At 61.9% G+C, this 20054-nt stretch carries 16 protein-coding genes and 1 pseudogene; 4 read left to right on the forward strand and 13 right to left on the reverse strand.

Going from position 1 to position 20054, the window contains the following annotated elements; genetic code table 11:
- Positions 1 to 16: 16 nt before the first annotated feature.
- The 3 genes from ACWICV_RS15365 (at position 17) to ACWICV_RS15375 (ending at position 2726) form a co-directional block, all read left to right on the forward strand.
- Positions 17 to 1645: a hypothetical protein gene (locus ACWICV_RS15365; RefSeq protein WP_454091285.1), complete on the forward strand. Its 1629-nt coding sequence runs from the start codon at positions 17 to 19 to the stop codon at positions 1643 to 1645.
- 132 nt (positions 1646 to 1777) lie between these two features.
- On the forward strand, positions 1778 to 2152 hold the full coding sequence (locus ACWICV_RS15370; protein ID WP_454091286.1) for a hypothetical protein: 375 nt from the start codon (positions 1778 to 1780) through the stop codon (positions 2150 to 2152).
- A gap of 142 nt (positions 2153 to 2294) precedes the next feature.
- On the forward strand, positions 2295 to 2726 hold the full coding sequence (locus ACWICV_RS15375; protein ID WP_166650869.1) for an SRPBCC family protein: 432 nt from the start codon (positions 2295 to 2297) through the stop codon (positions 2724 to 2726).
- A gap of 20 nt (positions 2727 to 2746) precedes the next feature.
- On the opposite strand, the gene ACWICV_RS15380 is transcribed toward ACWICV_RS15375, so the two are convergent.
- From ACWICV_RS15380 to ACWICV_RS15440, 13 genes are all read right to left on the reverse strand, one after another.
- Positions 2747 to 3499 carry a polysaccharide deacetylase family protein gene (locus ACWICV_RS15380; RefSeq protein WP_454091287.1) on the reverse strand — a complete coding sequence of 251 codons (753 nt, stop codon included), beginning with the start codon at positions 3497 to 3499 and terminating at the stop codon, positions 2747 to 2749.
- Positions 3500 to 3602: 103 nt separating this feature from the next.
- Entirely contained in the window at positions 3603 to 4907 is a 1305-nt protein-coding gene (locus ACWICV_RS15385) for an MFS transporter (protein ID WP_454091288.1), read from the reverse strand.
- A 129-nt stretch (positions 4908 to 5036) separates the two neighbouring features.
- On the reverse strand, positions 5037 to 5315 hold the full coding sequence (locus ACWICV_RS15390; protein WP_105657931.1) for an HPr family phosphocarrier protein: 279 nt from the start codon (positions 5313 to 5315) through the stop codon (positions 5037 to 5039).
- 52 nt (positions 5316 to 5367) lie between these two features.
- Positions 5368 to 7050, reverse strand: a complete 1683-nt coding sequence (ptsP, locus tag ACWICV_RS15395) for a phosphoenolpyruvate--protein phosphotransferase (protein WP_454091289.1) — start codon at positions 7048 to 7050, stop codon at positions 5368 to 5370.
- On the reverse strand, positions 7047 to 9065 hold the full coding sequence (locus ACWICV_RS15400; protein WP_454091290.1) for a PTS fructose transporter subunit IIABC: 2019 nt from the start codon (positions 9063 to 9065) through the stop codon (positions 7047 to 7049). The genes ptsP and ACWICV_RS15400 overlap by 4 nt, the downstream gene beginning before the upstream one ends.
- Positions 9062 to 10042, reverse strand: a complete 981-nt coding sequence (locus tag ACWICV_RS15405; RefSeq protein WP_454091291.1) for a 1-phosphofructokinase family hexose kinase — start codon at positions 10040 to 10042, stop codon at positions 9062 to 9064. The genes ACWICV_RS15400 and ACWICV_RS15405 overlap by 4 nt, the downstream gene beginning before the upstream one ends.
- Entirely contained in the window at positions 10039 to 10815 is a 777-nt protein-coding gene (locus ACWICV_RS15410) for a DeoR/GlpR family DNA-binding transcription regulator (protein WP_454091292.1), read from the reverse strand. The genes ACWICV_RS15405 and ACWICV_RS15410 overlap by 4 nt, the downstream gene beginning before the upstream one ends.
- A 1178-nt stretch (positions 10816 to 11993) precedes the next feature.
- A complete protein-coding gene (locus ACWICV_RS15415; RefSeq protein ID WP_332595360.1) occupies positions 11994 to 12980 on the reverse strand; it encodes a peptidase C39 family protein in 987 nt (328 codons plus the stop codon).
- Positions 12981 to 13145: 165 nt separating this feature from the next.
- Complete coding sequence (locus tag ACWICV_RS15420) at positions 13146 to 15287, reverse strand: iron ABC transporter permease (RefSeq protein ID WP_454091293.1); 2142 nt, start codon at positions 15285 to 15287, stop codon at positions 13146 to 13148.
- A 12-nt stretch (positions 15288 to 15299) separates the two neighbouring features.
- Entirely contained in the window at positions 15300 to 16193 is an 894-nt protein-coding gene (locus ACWICV_RS15425; RefSeq protein ID WP_454091294.1) for an ABC transporter substrate-binding protein, read from the reverse strand.
- 220 nt (positions 16194 to 16413) lie between these two features.
- Positions 16414 to 17256, reverse strand: coding sequence for an ABC transporter ATP-binding protein (locus ACWICV_RS15430; protein WP_105657938.1), 843 nt, complete (start codon positions 17254 to 17256; stop codon positions 16414 to 16416).
- A gap of 117 nt (positions 17257 to 17373) precedes the next feature.
- Complete coding sequence (locus tag ACWICV_RS15435) at positions 17374 to 18207, reverse strand: helix-turn-helix transcriptional regulator (RefSeq protein WP_402697485.1); 834 nt, start codon at positions 18205 to 18207, stop codon at positions 17374 to 17376.
- 183 nt (positions 18208 to 18390) lie between these two features.
- A complete protein-coding gene (locus ACWICV_RS15440) occupies positions 18391 to 18867 on the reverse strand; it encodes a GNAT family N-acetyltransferase (RefSeq protein WP_105657939.1) in 477 nt (158 codons plus the stop codon).
- A 111-nt stretch (positions 18868 to 18978) separates the two neighbouring features.
- On the opposite strand from ACWICV_RS15440, the pseudogene ACWICV_RS15445 reads away from it, so the two are divergent.
- Positions 18979 to 20053: pseudogene (locus tag ACWICV_RS15445) on the forward strand (IS3 family transposase); the annotation flags it as partial.
- Position 20054: the final 1 nt, after the last annotated feature.

The following is a 20054-nucleotide window of genomic DNA, read 5'->3' on the forward strand; positions in this document are numbered from 1 at the left end:
CGGGGGAGTACACCGCATGGAATTCGAGCGACTGCATCACCGGATCACCCACCACCTGGCGATCGGACGGGAAACCGAAGCGATTGCCTTGCTGAAGGATAACCTCAACGAGCACCATCAGGTCCCTGCCTTCTGGATTCTCTATTCGTCATGCCATTTGAGCCTCAAGCAGTGGGCCGAAGCGGAGTCCGCTGCCAGAGCCGGGCTGAATCTGGATGCTGCCAACCCGGTGGCCGGGGAGTGCCTGGCCGTCGCCCTGATGCGCCAGCATCGACGGGAGGAGGCGCTGCTGGCGATCCGGCAGGTAATCGAAACGGAACCGGAATACGGCAACGGGCACTACTGGCTGAGCATGATCACGCTCAGCGATATTCGGAGCAACGACGACAGGGTGCTGGCCCGCCAAGCCATCGAGCACGCGATTCGGCTGGAGCCGGGGAACCCCGATTACTACCAGGGCGCGGCAATTGCTGCCGAAGCCCAAGATGACAACCTGGCGGCACTCGGATTCCTCCAATCCGGGCTGCAGATCGACCCCAATCACCAGGGGCTGTTGCGGGCGGCCGGAAGTATCGGCAATGGCGAAAAAATCGTCGGGGAACAAGGCGATGTGCTGCGCGGATTGATATCCATGGATCCGATGAACGAAGGCCTGCATCAGGACTACGCGGAAACCTTCGTTGCGAAGCAAACTGCCTACGCTAATCGGTTCTGGCTTTTCACTCCGGTGCTGGCAGTTGCCGCCGCCCTGGGGCAGCGGGCTGGTGGAACCGGGGCGCTGCTGGCGATTGCCGCCATTGCCATCGTGGCCGGGCTCTTTGGATGGTGGAACAAGAAGGCGTACATCAAGGCGGCCAGGTCGTTGCCCGCCGGCTACGCCAAGGACATTGATGCGCGCTTCCCCAAACTGCCCCGAGCCATTCGCTCCTACCGGATTGGTTGGCTCCTGAGCACGAGCGGAGCGGTCCTGGGCTGTTTCCTGCCGGTGGCTGGCATCATCGTGATGCTGCTCGGTGTGCTGGCAAGCCAGCTAGGAGCACTGTGGATCCTGCAAGAAAATGCTGGCCCGCCAAGAAAGGGCTCCGACCGCCACGAGCAACGCCGGTACCTGGTCCGGTGCAGCGGCTTGCACGCGGCTGGCTTCTGGAAGCGGGCGTGCCTGGCGCTCATCCAGCTAGTGCTCTTAGGGATTTGCTTGGCCAATGAAAGCAGGATCGCTGCCGTGCCAGCCGGATCGGTGGCCGCCGGACTGCTGGTGCCTGGCATTTCCTTGCTGGCAGCCCAAGTCCGTCTTGGATTCAAGGAAAATGCCTTTGCCTACGGGCTGGCTGTCAGCTCCTCGGCCAAAAACCGGAACTTGGCCATGCTTCGCGGCAATATCGGCGGCCTGTATTTCATCGGGGTGCATCTGTTCGCCGGGCTGTTTGCCGCGGCTGCTTCGCTGGGGCTGCTCATATCGGGAGTGGAGGGTTCGCTGGATTCGCCCCCGGAGCCCCGTCATCCAAGCCAGGATAGCGTCCTCGACGAAGACTTGCTGAATCAGCTCAAGGATGTGGAAACTCCGGATTCCCAGCCCCGTGAATACTCGATCCCTTCGCTGCCGGACATGCCCGATATTCCGTCCCTCGGCGTCCCGAACCAGTGAGCAGGAACCTACGCGGAAAAGATCACAACGCCGTGGGCCTTTCTGTCTTGGCACGCGCCCGCTGAAGAAATAAGATGAATTGCTACCGATTCCCGTGAGCACTAGAACCCCAACCACGAGGTGGATAATCTGATGGCACAGATGAGCGAAGAGCTCATTGAGCAGTGGGCTGACGCAACTGCTGAAATCTACAATGAGTCCCTGACTGGCATTAATCTGAGCCGTCTGCCCGAGGCAGTGGCTCAGTACGTCGACCTCTTCGCGCAGAGCGAGACCTTGACGTTCAATGGGGAGGCCACCCCCACCGATTACTTCGATAATCACCCATTCCTCGCGGTGACCGCAGTGCTCAACAGCCCAGAGGCGCTGGAAGCCCTGGATTCCGACGCGCAGGACGCGTTGGATGCGATGGTTGACTTCACCGAGGCCTGGTACAACTTCGACCTCGAGAATGAGCCGGAACTCGGTATCTCCGAGGCGGATGGCGACGACGAAGAAGACTGGTAAGCCTTCTGCCGCCCAGGGGCCGGCACCCAGCAGCGTACGGGCGCTGGGTGCCGGCCTTTGCTGCGGGCGGCCGGAAACCGGATTGCATGCCAACAGCCATGAAGCTATTCCATTTGGCCGCCCAGGGTGGCACTATGCGGATATGAGCCAGTTCAGCGTTTTCGAGAGCACCGTGGTCATTCACCTGCCGGTGCACCGTGTCTGGGAGCTGCTTACCGATTGGGCAGCAACACCCTTGTGGATCCATGGGATCGGCTCCATGCATTCGGACGACCCGCAGCTCAAGGTCGGCACCCAGCTGGTATACCGCGTTGCCGGCCATGAACGCGTGTATCGCGTCCATGACCTGATCGAGAACCGCTTGCTGATCCTGCACACCTCGGAGAATCCCGATGGGCTCTCCTACCGCTACGACCTGAAGGACGACGCGGGGCATACCGAGGTAGTGCTGCAGGTGGCAATCATCAACCCGGATCTGACGGTGGAGCAGTGCGAGGAGCTGGCGGCAAATATCCGCGAAAGCGAAGGGGACAAGCTGGACCAGCTGCGGCTGTACGCAGAGCAGGCCCCCTGAGCACCCTGCGCGGCGCAAAACTATTTCGTCGCGCCGGGAGCAGGAGCCGAAGCATAGGCCGTCGAATTCTCCAGCTGGCCATTGAATAGCTGGTCCACGGTGACCGGGGTGTAGCCCTCGGCCTTCAGCTTCTCCACGAGATCCGGCAGTGCCTTGACCGAGCTCTCATGGATGTCATGCATCAAGATGATGGAGCCCGGATGGACTTCGTCCATGGCGATGCGCAACGTTTTCTCCGGATCGTGGTGCTTCCAATCCAGGGTGTCAACATCCCACAGCACCAACGGGTAGGGCACCAGCCGGTCATAGACGGCACCGTGATTCCCATAGGGCGGGCGGAAGACGGTGGGCTCGTGGCCGGAGGCCTTTTCTACCGCTTCGCTGGTCCATCCCAGCTCATGCTGGATCTGTTCTCTGGTCAGCGTCGTGAGATCCGCATGGTCCCAGGTATGGCTGCCCAGCTGGTGGCCTTCGGCGGCCATGCGCTTGACCGCGTCGGGGTATTTGGCAATGTTCTTCCCGACCATGAAGAAGGTGGCTGGCGCATCCGCGGCGTTCAGCTCGTCGAGCAGCCGCCCGGTGTACTGGCCAGGTCCGTCATCGAAGGTCAGCGCCACGCATCGAGCCACGGCGCAATCCACCTGCTCGCTTGCCGCGGAGCCCGTGGGCTGCGCATCGGGAGCAGGCGCTGGTGCAGGGGAACAGGAAACCAGGAATACCGGGCCCAGCGCCAACAGGGCCAGGCGCGCCATGTCGGGCAATCGAGAAGTCATCCTTCCACCTTCCCGTCATGCCCGGTCCGTGCCCGGGAACTACACGCGAAAATCTGCTGGGAGTTTGATCAGCGCCGGCCCAGCGCCAGCTGGTCGCAACCGGTCAACTGCGCTCGCCGTCCAGCTCCGCCGGAACGGGGTCCGAGAGCGGATGCGCTATTTCGTCGCGGGCAAATTTCCCGGCCCACCATGCGATGATTCCGAACAGCGGCGAGGCGAGGCCGGCAATGACGAATATCGCCTGCAAGCTGAGCACCTGGGTCAAAGGTCCCGCCGCCGCCATGGACAGCGGCATCAGCGCCAGCGAAACGAAGAAATCCAGGCTGGAGATCCGCCCGAGCAGGTGTCCGGGAACCCGGCGCTGGAGCAAGGTGCCCCAGATGACCATGCCCACGGCGTCGGTGATGCCGAAGGCCAGCAGGATCGCGAAGAGCATCCACGCGGCATCGACGTAGCCCACCAGGGCCAGGGGCAAGGTGCCCAGGCACCAGCAGGCGGTCATCAAGCTCAAGTAGCGCCGCGGGAATTTCGCGGACGCGACCAGCAGCGAGCCGATCGCCGAACCGAGGCCGAAGAAGGCCAGTGCGAAGCTGAACAGTTTCGCGTCCCCGTGCAGGTTGCCGCTGACGATGAAGGGCAGCAGCACCTCGAAGGGCCCGATGAAGGTGAACACCGAAATGACCGAGAACAGCAGCGTCCACAGCAGCCAGCGGGTGCGCACCGTGTAGCCGATGCCTTCGCGCAGCTGCCGGAACATCCCCGGCTGTCCCTGGCCGTCAACGGGGCCTGGCGCGTTGTACGCCTGGCGGTTGGGGATCCGGCGCAGCATCAGCAGCGCCGCGAGGTGGATTACGCAGATGCCGACGATGGCGTGCGCCGGCGAGAGTCCCGCCACCACGAATCCGGCGGCCATCGGGCCCAGGGCGGTGTGCACCACCGGCCGGGCTGTCCCTTCCAATCCGTTGGCGGCCAGCAGCTGCTCGGCGGGCAGCATCTTGGGCAGCAGTGCGGAGTAGGCGGGGTAGAAGAAGGCCGACCCGGCCCCGCCGCAGAAGCCGGCGAGCATCAGGTGCCACAGCTCCAGGGCACCGGCCATGGCCAGCACCGCGGTGATGCCCATGACCGCCAGCGACAGCGCCTCGACCAGCATCACGATGCGCCGGCAGGAATGGCGGTCCGCCATGATCCCGCCGAACAGCACGAAGCAGAGCAGCCCGGCGGCACTGGCGGTGGCCACGGCAGAAAGCTGGATGGGCCCGCCGCCCAGCTGGCGCACCTGGTAGACCATTGCCACGGCCCACATGCCGGCGGCGAAGGTGGAGAGGACAAGTGCGCTGGCCAGCAGGGCGTAGTCGCGGTAGGCGAACGGCTTGATGAGGCGCAGTGCAGAGGTTTTGAGCGCGCTCATGGAAGCTCCTGCGGTAGTGCGTAGGAACTATCATCCATCCACTGATTGAGCTTTGTCAATCAGTGGATGGTAATTAAATAACTCCGGGGACCACGCGATGGCGCGTGGTCCCCGGAGCTCGGCTTCGTGCTACTCGGCGTCGTGGTCGGTTTCCAGGATGGCCGCCAACTGCTCCAGGGCAGCTTCGGCTCCTTCGCCCTCGGCACGCAGCACTACGGTGGTTCCGTATTCCGCGCCCAGGCCCATCAGCGAGAGGATGCTGGACGCATCCAGCGCCTCGTCCACGGGCTCGCCCTGAAGGGCGATGGTGACCTCGACCGGCGCCTCGGCCGCGGCCTCGGCGAAGATGGCTGCCGGGCGGGCGTGCAGGCCGACGCGGCTGCCGATGATTGCTGTACGTTCTGCCATGATGGCTCCTTCAGGATCTATTGAACGGTTGATTGCGGTAAATTCGGGGGGCCTAGAGGCCAAATCGGTCCAGCTCGCCCAACTGCGCGCGCACGGCAGTGCGTGCCGCCTCGGCTGACTCGGCGTCCAAGGCCAGCTGGGACAGGCGCTGCGCAGTGGGCAGGTCCACGGTGCGCAGCACCGCGGCAACCGGTGCCAACGCCCGCTTGTTCATGGACAGGGTGTCCACGCCCAGGCCCACCAGCACCACGGCCAGCGCCGGGTCGGCGGCCGCTTCGCCGCACACCCCGACGGGTTTGCCGCCGGCCGCCTGCGCACCGGCGGCGGTGGCGGCCACCAGGTGCAGCACTGCCGGCTGCCAGGGGTCGTTGAGCTCGGCCAGGGCACCGAGCTGGCGGTCCGCGGCCATGGTGTACTGGGTCAAGTCGTTGGTGCCGATGGAGACGAAATCGCAGCGCTGCAGGATCTGGCCTGCCAGCACCGCCGCCGAAGGGACCTCGATCATGGTCCCGGCGGTGGCCAGGCCAGCGGCCTTGGCCAGCTGCGCGAATTCCTGCGCTTCGGACGCAGTGGAAATCATCGGCGCCATCACCCAGATTTCGGCCTGGTGCTCGCCGGCGGCTTGCGCGATGGCCTGCAGCTGGCGTTCGAGCACGCCCGGGCTGGACAGGTCGGTGCGGTAGCCGCGCACGCCGAGGGCCGGATTCGGCTCGCTGGCATCGGTCAGGAAGGGCAGCGGCTTGTCCGCTCCCGCATCCAAGGTGCGCACCACGACCTTGCGGCCGGGGAAGGCGGCGAAGACCGCACCGTAGGCTGCCACCTGCTCGTCATGGGAGGGCTCCTTGTCCTTGCCCAGGAAGCAGAACTCGGTGCGCAGCAGGCCCACGCCCTCGGCGCCCGCCGCGGCGGCCAGCTGCGCGTCGTCGCCGCTGCCGACATTGGACAATAGCGGCACGCGGTGCCCGTCGCGCAGCTGCCCGGTGCCGGAGAACTCCGGCAGCGCCTCGCGGTTGGCGTAGGTGGCGGCCAGGTGCTCTTCGGCCTCGCCGGGACCGGTGATGACCAGCCCGTCGATGCCGTCCACGAAGACATGGTCCCCATCGGCCAGCGCCGTGGTGCCGGCAGCGGCCACGATGGCCGGAAGGCCCAGCGAGCGCGCGATGATGGCGGTATGCGATTGCGGCCCGCCATCGGAGGTGACCAGCGCCAGGACCTTGGCCGGATCCAGCGTCGCGGTATCGGCCGGAGCCAGGTCCACCGCGGCGAGGATGAAGGGCTGGTCCGAGTCCGGGATGCCCGGGGCGGGCACGCCGCGCAGTTCGGCGACGATGCGCGAGCGCACATCGAGCACATCCCCGGCGCGTTCGGCCATGTAGCCGCCGAGCGCCGACAGCTGCGTGGCGACCGCGTCGGCGGCCTCCCAGATGGCCGATTCGGCGCAGGTGCCCGATGCCACCAGCTTGGTGGCCGACTTGAGCAGCGTGCGGTCGCTGGCCATCAGCGCGGTGGCCTTGAGCACGGCTTGGGCATCGCCGGTGGCCTGCGCCGCGCGTTCCTTGAGCTGCGCGGCGACCGCCTGCGTGGCCTCGGCCAGGCGCAGGGATTCGGCTTCCGCGCTGGAACCTGCTGGCAGGGGCGCGCCGTCGGCGGGCGGGAAGATGGGGTCGGGCATGCGGCGCACGGATCCGATGACCCGTCCGGCGCTGACGCCTACTCCGGTGAATTTCTGGCTCATGCTGCGGCCTTTGCCTCTTCAGCGGCCCGTGCGGGGGCCTTGCGGACATATTTCTTCAGGATGATCACCAGCGCCGCGGAAACCAGCGTGCCGATCAAGGTGGCCACCAGGAACATCGGCCAGGTGCTGTCCATCGCGAAGAAGACGAAGATGCCGCCGTGCGGTGCCTGGGAGAGCACATCGAAGCTCATGATTAGCGAGCCGGTGACCCCGGCACCCACCATGGAGGCCGGGATGACGCGCAGCGGGTCGGCCGCGGCGAAGGGGATGGCGCCTTCGGAGATGAACGCGGCACCCAGCAGCCAGGCCGCCTTGCCGTTTTCGCGTTCCGCCCCGGTGAACAGCTTCGGGGACACCGCGGTGGCCAGGGCCATCGCCAGCGGCGGAACCATGCCGGCAGCCATCACGGCTGCCATGATCATCAGCGGGGCCGGGTTCTCGGCCACCGAACCGGCGCCCAAGCCGGCTACCGCGAAGGAATAAGCGACCTTGTTGATCGGCCCGCCCAAATCGATGGCCATCATCAGGCCCAGGACCAGGCCGAGGATCGCCGCCGCGGTGCCGGACATGCCCGCCAGCCAGCCGTTGAGGGCTTCGGTGAGCTGGGCAATCGGCCCGCCAAGGAACAGGAACATCAGGCCCGAAGCGATGATGGAACCGAGCAACGGCACGATGACCACTGGCATCAGCCCGCGCAGCCAGCGTGGCACGGTCCAGGAATTGATCCAGCGGCAGGCCAGGCCAGCGATGAGTCCGCCAATGATGCCGCCAATGAATCCGGCACCCATGAAGCCTGCCACGGCACCCGCGGTGAAGCCCGGGGCGATGCCCGGACGGTCGGCGTAGGCATAGGCGATGTAGCCTGCCAGCGCCGGAATCAGGAAGGACATGGACAGGGAACCGATCTTGAACGCGACGGCGCCCAGATAGGCGCCCAGCGGACCGAACGGGGTATCGAGCTTCGCCATGATCTCGGCACCTGGCAAGTTGAACAGGGTGCTGGAACCCAGCACGCCATCGGCCACGTTGCTGATCGAGTACCCGCCGAGCAGGAAGCCCAGCGCGATGAGCAAGCCGCCGCCGGCGACGAACGGGATCATGTAGGAGACGCCGGTGAGCAGCGCGCGCTTCAGGCCTGCGCCGAAGGATTCGCTGCCGCCGGATTCCTCGCCGGATGCGGCGGCACCGGCGGGAACGCGGCGCGCCTTGGGATCTTCGGAGGCGGCGATGGCGTCATTGATCAGCTTCTTCGGCTCGTCGATGCCGCGCTTGACCGGAACCTGGATCACCGGCTTGCCGGCGAAGCGGCCGCGGTCGCGCACATCGACGTCTACCGCGAAAATCACGGCGTCGGCGGCTTCGATGACCGCCGGGTCCAGCGGGGTGGAACCCGAGGAACCCTGGGTTTCCACCGCGAAGCCGACACCCATTTGCTCGGCGGTCTGGGCCAGGGAATCGGCGGCCATGTAGGTGTGGGCGATGCCGGTGGGGCAGGCGGTGACCGCGACGATCGACTTCTTCTTGGGGGCGGCCGGAGCAAGGGAGGCAGGAGCCGCGGCCGGAGCATCGGAAACCACCGCGCGCACCAGTTCCACGATCTCGGCTTCACTGGCTGCTGCCCGCAGGGAGGCGGTGAAGGACTTCTTCACCAGGGCGCGGGCGAGCTTGGAGAGCAGCTTGAGGTGGGCCTGGTCGGCGCCATCGGGGGCGGCAATGAAGAACACCAGGTCGGCTTCGCCATCCTTGGCGCCGAAGTCCACCGTCGGTTCCAGGCGGGCCATGGCCAGGGTCGGCTCGGTCACCGCAGTCGAACGGCAGTGCGGGATGGCGATGCCTCCGGGCACCCCGGTAGCGGTCTTGGCTTCGCGGGCCTTGGCATCGGCGGCCAGGGCGGCGGCGTCGGTGGCGCGCCCCTGGTTGGCCACCAGCAGGGCCAGCTTCTCGATGACCTCGCTCGTGCTGTTGCCCAGGTCGGCATCGAGCAGCACGAGCTCTGCAGTGATTAGTTCACTCATGACTCGGTTCCTTGCGTTGAAGTAAGTTCGTGGACGGTGACGGCGCCAACGGTGAGATCGGATTGGGTCGGGATGGTGGAGCCGGGCAGCTGCGTGGCGGCGGCCCCGTAGGCGACGGCATTGCGCAGCCGTTCAGGGGCGCTGGCCCCTGCAGCATCGGCCAGCAGGTAGCCGGCCAGCGAGGAATCGCCAGCCCCCACGGTGCTGCGCGGGGTGATCGGGGTGTGCGATCCGTGCCAGGCACCGGCCTTGGTGACCAGCAGTGCGCCCTGCGCCCCGAGGGTGGCCAGTACCGCGCCGACGCCTCGGTCCAGCAGCTGCTGCGCGCAGCCGGTGGCCAGCTCGCGGGAGCCTTCCAGTGCCGCCTCGCCGTAGCCGCCCGCCAGCTGCGCCAACTCCTCGGCATTGGGCTTGATCAGATCCGGGATGTGCTGCTGGCTGTGGGCGAAGAGCTCCAGAAGCGGTGCGCCGGAGGTGTCCACGGCGATCTTCGGGCACTTCCCGCCCAGGGCCGCCCTCAGCTTTGCGGTCAGCTGCGCATAGAAGCTGGCAGGAACTCCCGGCGGCAGCGAACCGGCCATCACCATCCAGCTGGCGCCGGCGGCGGCCTCGGCGACCAGGTCGCCGAGATCGGCCAGCTGCTGGGCGTCCAGGGTAGGGCCTGGCTCATTGATCTTGGTGGTGGTGCCATCGGGATCGGTCAGGGTGGTGTTGGTGCGCAGCGCTTCGGTGATCGGCAGGTTCCGGTGCGCCAGCTGGTCGCGGGACAGCGCGGTAATCAGCGGGTCGGTGCCGGCTCCGGGCAGCACTGCCAGGGTGGGAACACCGGCCGCGGCAATGGCGCGCGAGACGTTCACTCCCTTGCCTGCCGCCTGGACGTGGCTGGAAGCCGCGCGCTGCACGGCGCCGGGGGCCAGTGGCGCGCCTAGCTCGATGGTCTTGTCCAGCGCCGGGTTGACGGTCAGAGTGATAATCATGCGATCACCACCTCGACATCCGCCGCTTCCAGCGCAGCGGCAAGTTCAGTGCCGGGTTGCTGGTCGGTGACCAGGGTGTCGATGTCTTCGAGCCGGGCGAAGCAGACCAGGGTTTCCTGGTCGAATTTGGATCCGTCGGCCAGCAGCACCACGCGGCGGGCACTGGCGACCAGGGCGCGCTTGACGGCAGCTTCCAGCGGGTCCGGGGTGCTTAGGCCGAATCCTGCATGCAGCCCGTTGGTGCCGATGAAGGCGATGTCGGCCCGGTACTGGGAATACTCCTGCACGGTGCGGGCCCCGCTGGAGGCGCCGGTGATGCCGCGGACCCGCCCGCCGATCAGCTCCAAGGCGATATCCGGGCTGTGGACCAGGGCCGAGGCAATGGGCAGGGCGTGGGTGATGACCACCAGTCCGGTGCCCGCGGTGCTCTTGAGCATGCGCTCGGCCAGGATTTCCGTGGTGGTTCCCGCGTCGATGATGACCGAGGCATCGGAGACTGGAAGCAGGCTCAGGGCGCGCTGGGCGATGCGGGCCTTGGACTCGGAATGGATGGCGGTGCGCACCACGTAGCTTTCCTCGCGGGTGCTGGCTTCGGTGATGGTGACCGCTCCGCCGTGGACGCGGCGCAGGTAGTTCTCGGATTCCAGCTGGGCCAGATCCCGCCGCACGGTTTCCCGGGTGATATCGAAGCGCTGCGCGAGCTGGGCGACGGTTACTTTCCCGTCAGCTTCCAGCTGCTCAACGATCAGCCGGTGTCGTTCTTCGGCGAACATTCTTGCCTCCGCAATTCCTCATGACCTGCAACACATTGATCTGTGTTTCCATGACTTTATGCCCGATTGTGTGGCATCGTCAAGTGAAAATCCGGGGAATATTTGGCTTTAGTTGGTTTTGAGTGGGTTTGCTAGGGGTTATGCAGAATCAACGGTGGGGGATACGCGCAACCCAAGCAGCGTGCGACTTGATTCTGTCCTCCTGAAATCGCCATCTGTGCGGCCTCAGTTGACTGGAAACCCAGCTAATGAGCAAGACGTCTGTACGGCCAGGAACCAGGGCGGGCAGTTCATGAATTCGACAGGAATCATAGGTTGCTGGGCGAATGAGTTGCGTCAGGACGACGTGCCTGGATCAAGCCATGCCACTCTCCGCGCTTGAATGCGTTCGGTCGAGTTGGCTGAAATGCAACAGCCCTTTGTGCATTCCTTTTCTCCTCGGATGTTACTCTGCCAAGGTATAACTTCGACCGGAACAGCATGGGGGCGATCTGAGGTCAGCTCTGATATTTGCACTAGTGGGCGTCTGTTAAAGTCTTTCCGTTGGATTGGCATTTGGCGATGGATTCGTTAGTGCGTTCTTGCAGGCTTCCTAGTTGCATTGGGGTCGAATTTACCATGACAGTGAAAACCATGGGGCCCACCGGCAATCTCGGATCGGCGTCACTGCCGTCGAAGCCAGAGGCCCGCAGCTCGAGGTTGTATTCGCGAACTTCGTCGGAGAGTTCGATTGTTATCTAGTTCGAGCGTTCCTCCCAAACCAAGTTCGTGATCACCGAAGTAGCATCGGGGAAGTATCGCGTCGAGGGCTGTATCGAATTCGGGCCGGCCTACCAGAGCACCGAATAGCTCGTGATGAATCCAGTGGTCATCGCAGCGGAATCAAATGACGAGGAAGCCCTGGACTTGGCGATCGGCGGCCTTAGCCTTGATTGATCCGCGAGGGGATCCGAAGAGACTGGTTATGGAGTCCTTGAAAAGCCTCTCGCGACTAATAGGGCCCGCATGATCCAACGATATTAGTTGCGGCACATAGTTGGGAGATTCTAGGACTAGTGAGTTCTCAAGGATTCTCGGCTGGGGAGCGGTGCCCGGCGAGACTTCTCGCAACCATGGAGTTGCAATATGTCTCTGGATGGGTGTCGAATTCTTTTGTCATTGACGAACTTGATTGGTGATTACTGAGCACTCTCAGTCAGAATTAGCGCAGCTCGATAGCCATCTGACTCGAGACAAGACATTGCTTCTAGTTGCTGGAAAGCTATCGGTAGGCAGGTAGCATCCACCCAGCTCTCCCCGCTACTAACATCAACCCAAGAGTCCTCGATGAGAATGACGGGACGTTCCGTGGAACCAGCCGTTCCATGGCAGAGTAGCCAGTGCGGAACATCGTAGCCGAGCATCTGCTGCAATGACACCAGCAACAAGACGCGGGCACCCTGACTTAATACTTTGTGAATCTGTGAGATTTCCATACGCATAGAGGTCACCGGCAACCCCGTAGCTTCTGCACGGCGGCGCGAGTCAGCCTGCAAGATGCCCCGCCAACCACGTTCAACCTCGGGATAATAGTCGACGATTACTGGCTTATCGGTATCCAAAGACACCTGAACTGAGCTTGCTGGCCAGCGCTCAGCGATGGCCAGCCCGAGCCCCACGGGTTCGCAAGCCATGAAATTAGTCGCTTGACGCCACAGTAACAACTCGGCGGTACGTAGGCGATCCATCGTTGCAATGCTCATCGTTTCCCCGTGCGCGGCCAGCGCGGAAACCGCCGCGCAGGTGAAGTTCTCGCTTTGCTGGTAGTGCGAGGTACGCAGATATCGGGCTGGATGTGACCAGTGCACATAGCCGAATTTTGGAATCGATACCGAAGCATCCGTGGTGAAGCGTGGAGCAGGCAACGACTGGAAACCCATTTGTTCAGCCAGGTCTGCTAGCCACGGTTCTCCCGACCAGCTTTCCCATTTCACGCAGGCCAGATCTTTTTCCCTGGCATAGTCCAGCACCGCACGGACGAGCTCTTCATATGCAGCTGTGTCGCGGGCAAGAACCCCAGAGATCTTCACGTATGCAGTCGCCGAACGGGCGGTAAGCAATGCGGCACCGAGTATGGTGGCATCTGATGACTGTATCGTGAGCAGCCGAGCGTTGACCGTTGCCATGAGACTTTCCCACGGACCTGATATGGAACCCAGATGCCGTAGTTGCGCCGGGTGCTGCTCGGGGTCAAAGGCCTGGATTCTCGTTTGCCGGGCAGAGCGTTTCGCCATGATTCCTTACTATTAGGTGGGGTGGAGGCGGAGTCGGTTAGGATCCTCGCTTAACACCTAGCCGCGTGATCGGTACAAAAGCCAAATGAAGTACGGGGAGCCGAGCAACGACACGATCAGACCGGCGGGAATCTGTGCCGGCGCGATTGCGGTACGGCCCAAGGTATCGGCCAGGCAAACTAGCAAGGCTCCGAAAACCATGGACACCGGGATCGCCCGGTGATGGCGGGAACCCACCAACGACCGCGCCAGATGCGGGGCGATGAGTCCGACAAAGCCAACCACACCTACGGCCACGACGCTGAGTGCCGCAAGCAGCGCGGCAATGGACAATGAGACTAATCGGATGCGAATGGTCTTGACGCCCAGCACCCGGGGCAGGTCTTCGTCGATGGCTAGCAGGTCCAGTTTGCGTCCCATGAGCAGTACGACCGGAAGAGCTAATGCCAACACCGTCAGAACAGGTAACACGTCTGCGAACTGACGTCCATAAGTTGAGCCAGACAGCCAGGTGTAGATGCGCGGAGTTTCCCACGAATTAATGCTCAGCAGCAGGTAGGTGGTGACCGCAGAGAGCGTGTAGCCTGCACCGATGCCGATTAGCACAAAACGTTCAGGGGAGAATCCTCGACGCCAGGCTAGGGCGGTGATGGCAGCGAAGGTCGCGAGCCCGGCAATCACCGCAAAAATCACCAGTAGCGAGCGGGAACCGCCAAAGGCGGTGACCACTACAGCCGCGCCCAGCCCTGCCCCCGCGGTAATACCCAGGATTCCGGGCTCGGCCAATGGGTTGCGCACGGCGCCCTGCACCAAGCAACCAGCCAGTCCCAAGGCGGCTCCGGCACCCAGCGCCGCGCTGGTCCGTGGTGCACGTTCGGAGAAGGCGCGGGCAATGAGCTTGGGCGCATCATCCTGGAACCACAAGGCGAGATCTCCCAGCTTGAGTAACATGCTCCCGGCCAAAAGGCCTAGAATCACCGCTCCCAACAGCAAACTGAATCCCAGCGTCATGGTGAGAATGAATCGGCGGTTGCTACGCAATTTGCTTGCTACCTGTAACGGGTTGCGGGAGCTGGAAGCTTCGGGCAGTCGCATTGCCAAGATGATGATCAGCACGCCGCCCAGGATCGCGGTGGGAACTCCAGTAGGAATGGAAGCCGCACCTTGCGCACCGAGCGAGGCACGAAGCGAAACATCGGCCAGCAGGATCAGTAGCGCACCAATCAGGCCGGTGGCGGGGAGCAAGAACAGTTGACGGCGCAACACTACCAGGCGGCGCGACAGCAGTCGGGCGAGCACGGGGGCGCCAAGCCCTACAAAAGCAATCGGGCCGGACAGCGAAACGGAAACGCCGGTGAGCAGCACAGCACACAGGACGGCCAGAGTGTGGGTTGAGCGCACCGGGATGCCGAGCACCGCAGCGTTTTCATCACCCAAGGACAGGACATCCAGTCGGCGAGAGAGCAAGAGGCAGATGGCCAGCACCACCAAGATCACTGGCAGACTGCGCAAGAATGCATCGAGATTTAGTTGGGCCAGCGACCCTGAACCCCAGGCATACAGTCCAGTCGTATTTTCCTTGAACAGCAGCAAGATGATTCCGCTGCCTGCTTCCAACGCCATGGCGATGGCTGAGCCAGCGAGGATCAACCGGGTGGTGGCGGTTCCCGCGCTGCGCCCAGAGATAGCCAATACGATCCCGGCGGCGAGCAGCCCGCCAGCGAATGCGAGAGTGCTGGAAGCCAGCGTGGACATGCTTATTCCCAAGGCAGCAGCCACGCTCAACGCGAAGAATGCACCTGAGGTGACAGCCAATGTGTCCGGCGAGGCCAGCGGGTTGCGGGTGACGGATTGGAGCAGTGAACCTGCTACCCCCAAAGCCAGACCAACGGCGGCACCCGCACAGAGGCGCGGTAGCCGGGAGCCGGTGAAGATCTCGGCGGCTCCCACCCCTCCGATACGGGTGTCATCTCCGGTGAGTGCGCGTAGCAGTTCACCCAAACCAATACCGGAGGTCCCCTGGGTGAGGTGCCAAGCACCCACCAGCAGTACCGCTGCCGCTAAGGCGGCTAGCAGACCTAGGCCAGTGGCGAGACGGGTACCGGTGACCGGCGCGGGGGAATAACCAAGGCCGGTCATTTGGATGCCGACCCCGCTGTCCACGATGTGTCGCTCTGCTGATTTTTCAGCGGTTTTCATTTCAGTTGTACGCTACTTGGCTTCCGATGCGGAGGTTAGTGCATCGGTGAAGGCATCTACCGCTTGACTGGTGGATTTCGGCCCGCCGGCACCCCAGATGTTTGGGAACTGGAAGGTCCGGCCTTCCTTGACTGCGGTCAAGTTGTTCCAGATCTCGCTGGATTCCAGCTCGGTGGTCCACCCGGTGCCTGCGTCGTTGGAGTAGAACAGGTTGACGTCGCCAACGCCCGCTAGGCCTTCTATGTCCGTCTGGGCCAGCCCGTATTCTTTGTTCACGCCGCCGGATCCGAAGGACTTGTTGATGTCATCGTTCCAAGCTGGGCTCAGGCCCAGTTCCTTGCCAAGCTCTGTGAACAGAGCCCCATCAGTGTATGGGCGAATCGTCAGGTTGGAGCCGTCAACCCAACCGTCGAAGAAGAGGAAGTCGGTGGTTTCCAACTTCACCTCGGAGACTTCCTGTTTTTTCTGCGCCAAGTGGGCGTCGAATTCGTTGAGCACTAAGGCAGCACGCTCGGTGCGGCCGGTGGCTTCGGCGACCTGTGAGAAGACATTTTTCATGTTGCCGATGGGATCCGCAGAATCGTTGCCCTTGACCGCCAATACGGGAACGTCGCCCTTATCAAGCTGCGACAGCACGGGGTCTTCTTCACTAAAAGCGTCCACGATGATTAAGTCGGGGTCCAGCGCGTAGATCGAATCCAGATCTGGCTCGCCACGTTCACCCACCGAAGCGACACCCTCAGGCAGCTCCTCTGCAGTGACGTAGGTGCTATATCCATCTGGGGAAGCGACGCCCACCGGAGTGACGCACAAGGTCAGTACATCTTCAATTTCCTGCCATTCGAGCACCACCACACGCTCGGCTGGTTTATCCAATTCAAGTGTGCGATCCAGATCATCGGTCATAGATACCGGATCTGTGCTAGTGGCGGTGGTGTCATTCGCGCAACTTGCGGATGCGGCAGCGGGGCTCCGTTCGGCACCAGCGCTGCTAATGTCCGTGGTACCGCAAGCGGTGGCTGAGAACAACAGTGCTAGAGCGGCCGCTGAAGTGACTGCATTTCGAGCGAGTGTAGGCATAGGTTTTCCCTTGTAATTATATGTTTCGGTGGTAGAAAGAAAGTGGTCAGCTCATCCGGTGGCGGCTAACCGGTTCGATGCGCAACAATCCATTCTGCTTATCAGAGAGGACCTGCACAGGGATCTCATAGACCTCCGAGAGGTTATCTGCTGTGAGGACCTCAGCGGGGGTTCCTGAGACGTATACCCGGCCGTGTTTCATCAGCACCAGCCGATCAGCCAACGCGGCGGCTTGATTCAGGTCATGCAGGACGATGCCGATGGCTAGCCGATCTTGACGGGCCAGATCATGGACCAGATCTAGGGTCTCGACCTGATATCTCAAGTCGAGGTGATTGGTCGGCTCGTCGAGAAGCACCACATTGGTTTGCTGTGCCAAGCACACGGCCAACCAGACACGTTGAAGTTCTCCACCGGATAGTTCCCCAGCTGCCTTCCGGGACATCGAGGTAGTGCCAGTCAGTTCCATGGCCGAGGCAATCGCCGCATGATCCGCATCGGATAGCCCCGAGAAACCGCGCCGATATGGATGGCGACCGAAGGCGACGATATCTGCCACGGCTAACCCTTCCGGGGTGGCGTGGGACTGCGCGAAGAGCGTAACTTCGTGGGCGAATGTTCGTCCATTCAGCGTGCTAATTTCGCGGGCCTCCCCGTGAGAATTGGAGAGCGTGATCACCCCCGCGGCGCGCTCATGCAACCTTGCCATGGAACGGAGAAGTGTGGATTTCCCGCTGCCATTGGGTCCAATGAGTGCGGTGACTTCACCCGGGGATAAACGGATGGAAGCACCGTCCACTACAGTGCTTTTGCCGTAGCGCAGTACTACCTCGTGGGCGAGCATCGTTCCGGCTGCGGCGGATGCTGCTCCGGACGCCACGTCTAGCATGCGTAAGGAACGGATTGAATACGTCCGATTTGAATAGGTATTTTCACTTAGGTAAGTCTAAGTTAACTAATCGATGTCAGCAATCGATGATTTCTGACAGTGCATCCGGCTTTTCGGTCACCTATTCACATTTGCTAAGGCGAATGTGCCAGGTGTGGAGCCCAAGGTGCGTCGAAAAGCGTCGATAAAAGTACTCGGCTGCGCGTAGCCCAGCATTTCAGAGATGTCTTGGACGCCTTCACCGTTGGTGAGCAGCTCCAGGGCGCGATGAATTTTCACCGCTTGACGCCACTGGGCAAAGGATAAGCCGGTTGCTTCGCGGAAGACTCGCGTGATGGTTCGTGAGCTGATTCCAGCATCTACCGCCCATCGCTCGAGAGATCGGTTATCCGCAGGGTTGGCTAGTAAACGGTTGGCAATGCCATGGATACGAGGGTCATCGGGCAAGCGCAGCGCTAGCTGATGAGCTGATGGTTTGAGTACGTCGAAAACTACAGCCTCCGCACGCGCTCTGGCTTCTTGGCTCAGTTCCCGACTGGATAAATGGACCAGCAACGACTTAAGCAACGGTTTCATGTCGATCACTGTAGGGGTACTGAATGGGGTGGTGGTTCGTTCAGGGGAAAAGAACGCGCTGAAAAGTTCTACATTTGCGGTCAGGCGTCCACCGTGCAGCGCTCCGGACGGAATCCACAGACCATGACCCTCGGAGACCGTAAAAATCTGTCCTTCGATTCGAGCGGTGAGTGTCCCATCTTGGGTCCATAAGAGCTCATGGGCCAGGTGCGAATGAGGCTCCCACTCCGTAGAGACATCAATGGTGTGCGTTTCGCTCAGAATCACAAATGATGAGGTCGCATCGCTAGGCAAGGCAGTTGCTTGCACTAGAGCAGTACCTGGTTCACGGGACCAAGTACCAAGCCCGATGGTCGAGGTAGGAGGGGAAGTCATATTTGCAGTATAGAAAGTATTCGGCATGACATAGCAGGTTTCATGTTAGATCTACCGAACCCCTTGAAGAACGGTTCAATAATCGCGTGCCAAAATTCTACGGATCGGCTACTAAACCAAATACATTTCACCCCCAACTGGTTCAATCAGGAATCTAGGCTGCGTTCGGTTACCCACAGAAGGCTATTCCAGTGTGTAGTACTCAAGCATGTCATCACGTTTTTCCAGTCTGAATCCTCGACTGGTGAGCAGTCGGGTTGAAGCAGTGTTAGCCGGAGCTACGCGGGCACTGAATTTCGTAATTCCGTATATCTTGGGAATTGAAATCAGGGTGCTATCGAGCACGGCTCCACCAACTCCTCGCCCCCATTGATCTGGAGATACCCAGTAACCGACCTCCACGCAACTTTCCTGCCGGGTGCAAAACACGAGGCCCACTGCTGCATTTGCTTCAGTAGCTAGGAACCATCGAGAGCCCCCCACAGTGTCGAGTGGTTCATGTTGGAGGGATTGCTTAACGCAGGCGTTGATGGTTTGCCGGTCCCATGGCTCCCCATACCCAATAAAACGAGCTACACGTTCATCCGAGGCCATGCTGGCAAAGAATTCGGTGTCTGCGCTGCGAAATGGACGCAGGGTAATTGATTGTGAGCGCGACATCCAAAGCCTTTCGATGTCGTAAATTTAAAAAACTCTTAAATGCATTAAACAGTACTAGACGTACCTATGGCGCTCTTATTTCAAATAGAGGTCAATGAGCGCTCAGAATCCCGCGCCGACCGCGCCGAGCGTCCCATAGCGGAAACCGAAGAACACGGCCCAGTGAAACGGTCCACAACGAGAACCTGCGCAAAGAACTGTTGAAGGTGAAACGGGAGAACGGCTTCATAAAAGTTGTCGGTGCCTATCGCGCCTCGAACAGTAAGGAGTAAGCGCGGTCTTAGACTTCATCGAAGCCCACATAGGCGAGTATCCAGTGAACTGGATGGGCAGGAAACCCAGAATTCCAGGGGCAGTCACTACCGATGTCTGAACGCCTGCCAAGAGCTGAGCGAAGCCTAAGTCCTGCGAGCACACCGCACGAAACTGCTCCAGGACGAGTGTGAGGCGTCCAACCAGGTCGCCGGTGGCGGACAATTAGTGGATTTGATCCGCAAAAACCATGAGGAAGACATCTCGACATCCACGGTGATGTCGCTCATGAAAGAGCTGAGAATCCGGGCCAGGCGGATGAGCGCCTTCAAAACCACGACCGTGCGTGAGCGCCAATCCCGGACGGTGCGTATAGAAAACCATAGGGTCGACAATCTCGGCATTCCTGACTTCCGCTCCTCGCGGCTTGCGGCGAAACTGTTAGGCGATATTGCCTGCCTGCGCGCCGGTGAAGGCTGGTTGTATTTGGCGACGGTGATCGATTTGAATTCGCGACAGATCGTGGGCTGGTCAATGGGTAAGAACATGTAAACGTAGTTGGCCATTGACTCGAGGGGGCTTGCTGCGTCGCAGGCGTTCATCCAGTTTGGTAGTGTGTTCCATTCAGACCGAGGCCCCAATGTACCTCGGCGCGTTCCAGAGGTGGTGTGCTGCGCACAGGGTGCGGTAGTCGACGGGACGCGCCGGGGTGTCCCTGGGATAATTCCGTCGCCGAGTCAGCCTTCTGGACGACCAAGAAGGAAATGTTCCACCACAGGTTCTTCAGCAGCAGGGTGGCTGCGTGTGCCGCAGTGAAGGAGTGCATCGCGGTTTGGTACAACCGGAAGCGCCCGTATACGGCAAATGGCGGAGTTAGCCCCAGGCGGTTCTGGACTCATATCAGGAAAGGGATCCTCTAGCTTTGACGGCTTGAG

It is taken from the genome of Glutamicibacter sp. NPDC055354 (assembly GCF_053644955.1).

Bases quoted from the DNA above. Each gene is read 5' to 3' on its own strand.
- ACWICV_RS15440 (WP_105657939.1), bottom strand. From the start codon at position 18,867: ATGTCGCGCTCACAATCAATTACCCTGCGTCCATTTCGCAGCGCAGAC.
- ACWICV_RS15385 (WP_454091288.1), bottom strand. From the start codon at position 4,907: ATGAGCGCGCTCAAAACCTCTGCACTGCGCCTCATCAAGCCGTTCGCC.
- ACWICV_RS15420 (WP_454091293.1), bottom strand. From the start codon at position 15,287: ATGAAAACCGCTGAAAAATCAGCAGAGCGACACATCGTGGACAGCGGG.
- ACWICV_RS15435 (WP_402697485.1), bottom strand. From the start codon at position 18,207: ATGACTTCCCCTCCTACCTCGACCATCGGGCTTGGTACTTGGTCCCGT.
- ACWICV_RS15430 (WP_105657938.1), bottom strand. From the start codon at position 17,256: ATGCTAGACGTGGCGTCCGGAGCAGCATCCGCCGCAGCCGGAACGATG.
- ACWICV_RS15375 (WP_166650869.1), top strand. From the start codon at position 2,295: ATGAGCCAGTTCAGCGTTTTCGAGAGCACCGTGGTCATTCACCTGCCG.
- ACWICV_RS15405 (WP_454091291.1), bottom strand. From the start codon at position 10,042: ATGATTATCACTCTGACCGTCAACCCGGCGCTGGACAAGACCATCGAG.
- ACWICV_RS15390 (WP_105657931.1), bottom strand. From the start codon at position 5,315: ATGGCAGAACGTACAGCAATCATCGGCAGCCGCGTCGGCCTGCACGCC.
- ACWICV_RS15370 (WP_454091286.1), top strand. From the start codon at position 1,778: ATGGCACAGATGAGCGAAGAGCTCATTGAGCAGTGGGCTGACGCAACT.
- ptsP (WP_454091289.1), bottom strand. From the start codon at position 7,050: ATGAGCCAGAAATTCACCGGAGTAGGCGTCAGCGCCGGACGGGTCATC.
- ACWICV_RS15400 (WP_454091290.1), bottom strand. From the start codon at position 9,065: ATGAGTGAACTAATCACTGCAGAGCTCGTGCTGCTCGATGCCGACCTG.
- ACWICV_RS15425 (WP_454091294.1), bottom strand. From the start codon at position 16,193: ATGACCGATGATCTGGATCGCACACTTGAATTGGATAAACCAGCCGAG.
- ACWICV_RS15365 (WP_454091285.1), top strand. From the start codon at position 17: ATGGAATTCGAGCGACTGCATCACCGGATCACCCACCACCTGGCGATC.
- ACWICV_RS15380 (WP_454091287.1), bottom strand. From the start codon at position 3,499: ATGACTTCTCGATTGCCCGACATGGCGCGCCTGGCCCTGTTGGCGCTG.
- ACWICV_RS15410 (WP_454091292.1), bottom strand. From the start codon at position 10,815: ATGTTCGCCGAAGAACGACACCGGCTGATCGTTGAGCAGCTGGAAGCT.
- ACWICV_RS15415 (WP_332595360.1), bottom strand. From the start codon at position 12,980: ATGGCAACGGTCAACGCTCGGCTGCTCACGATACAGTCATCAGATGCC.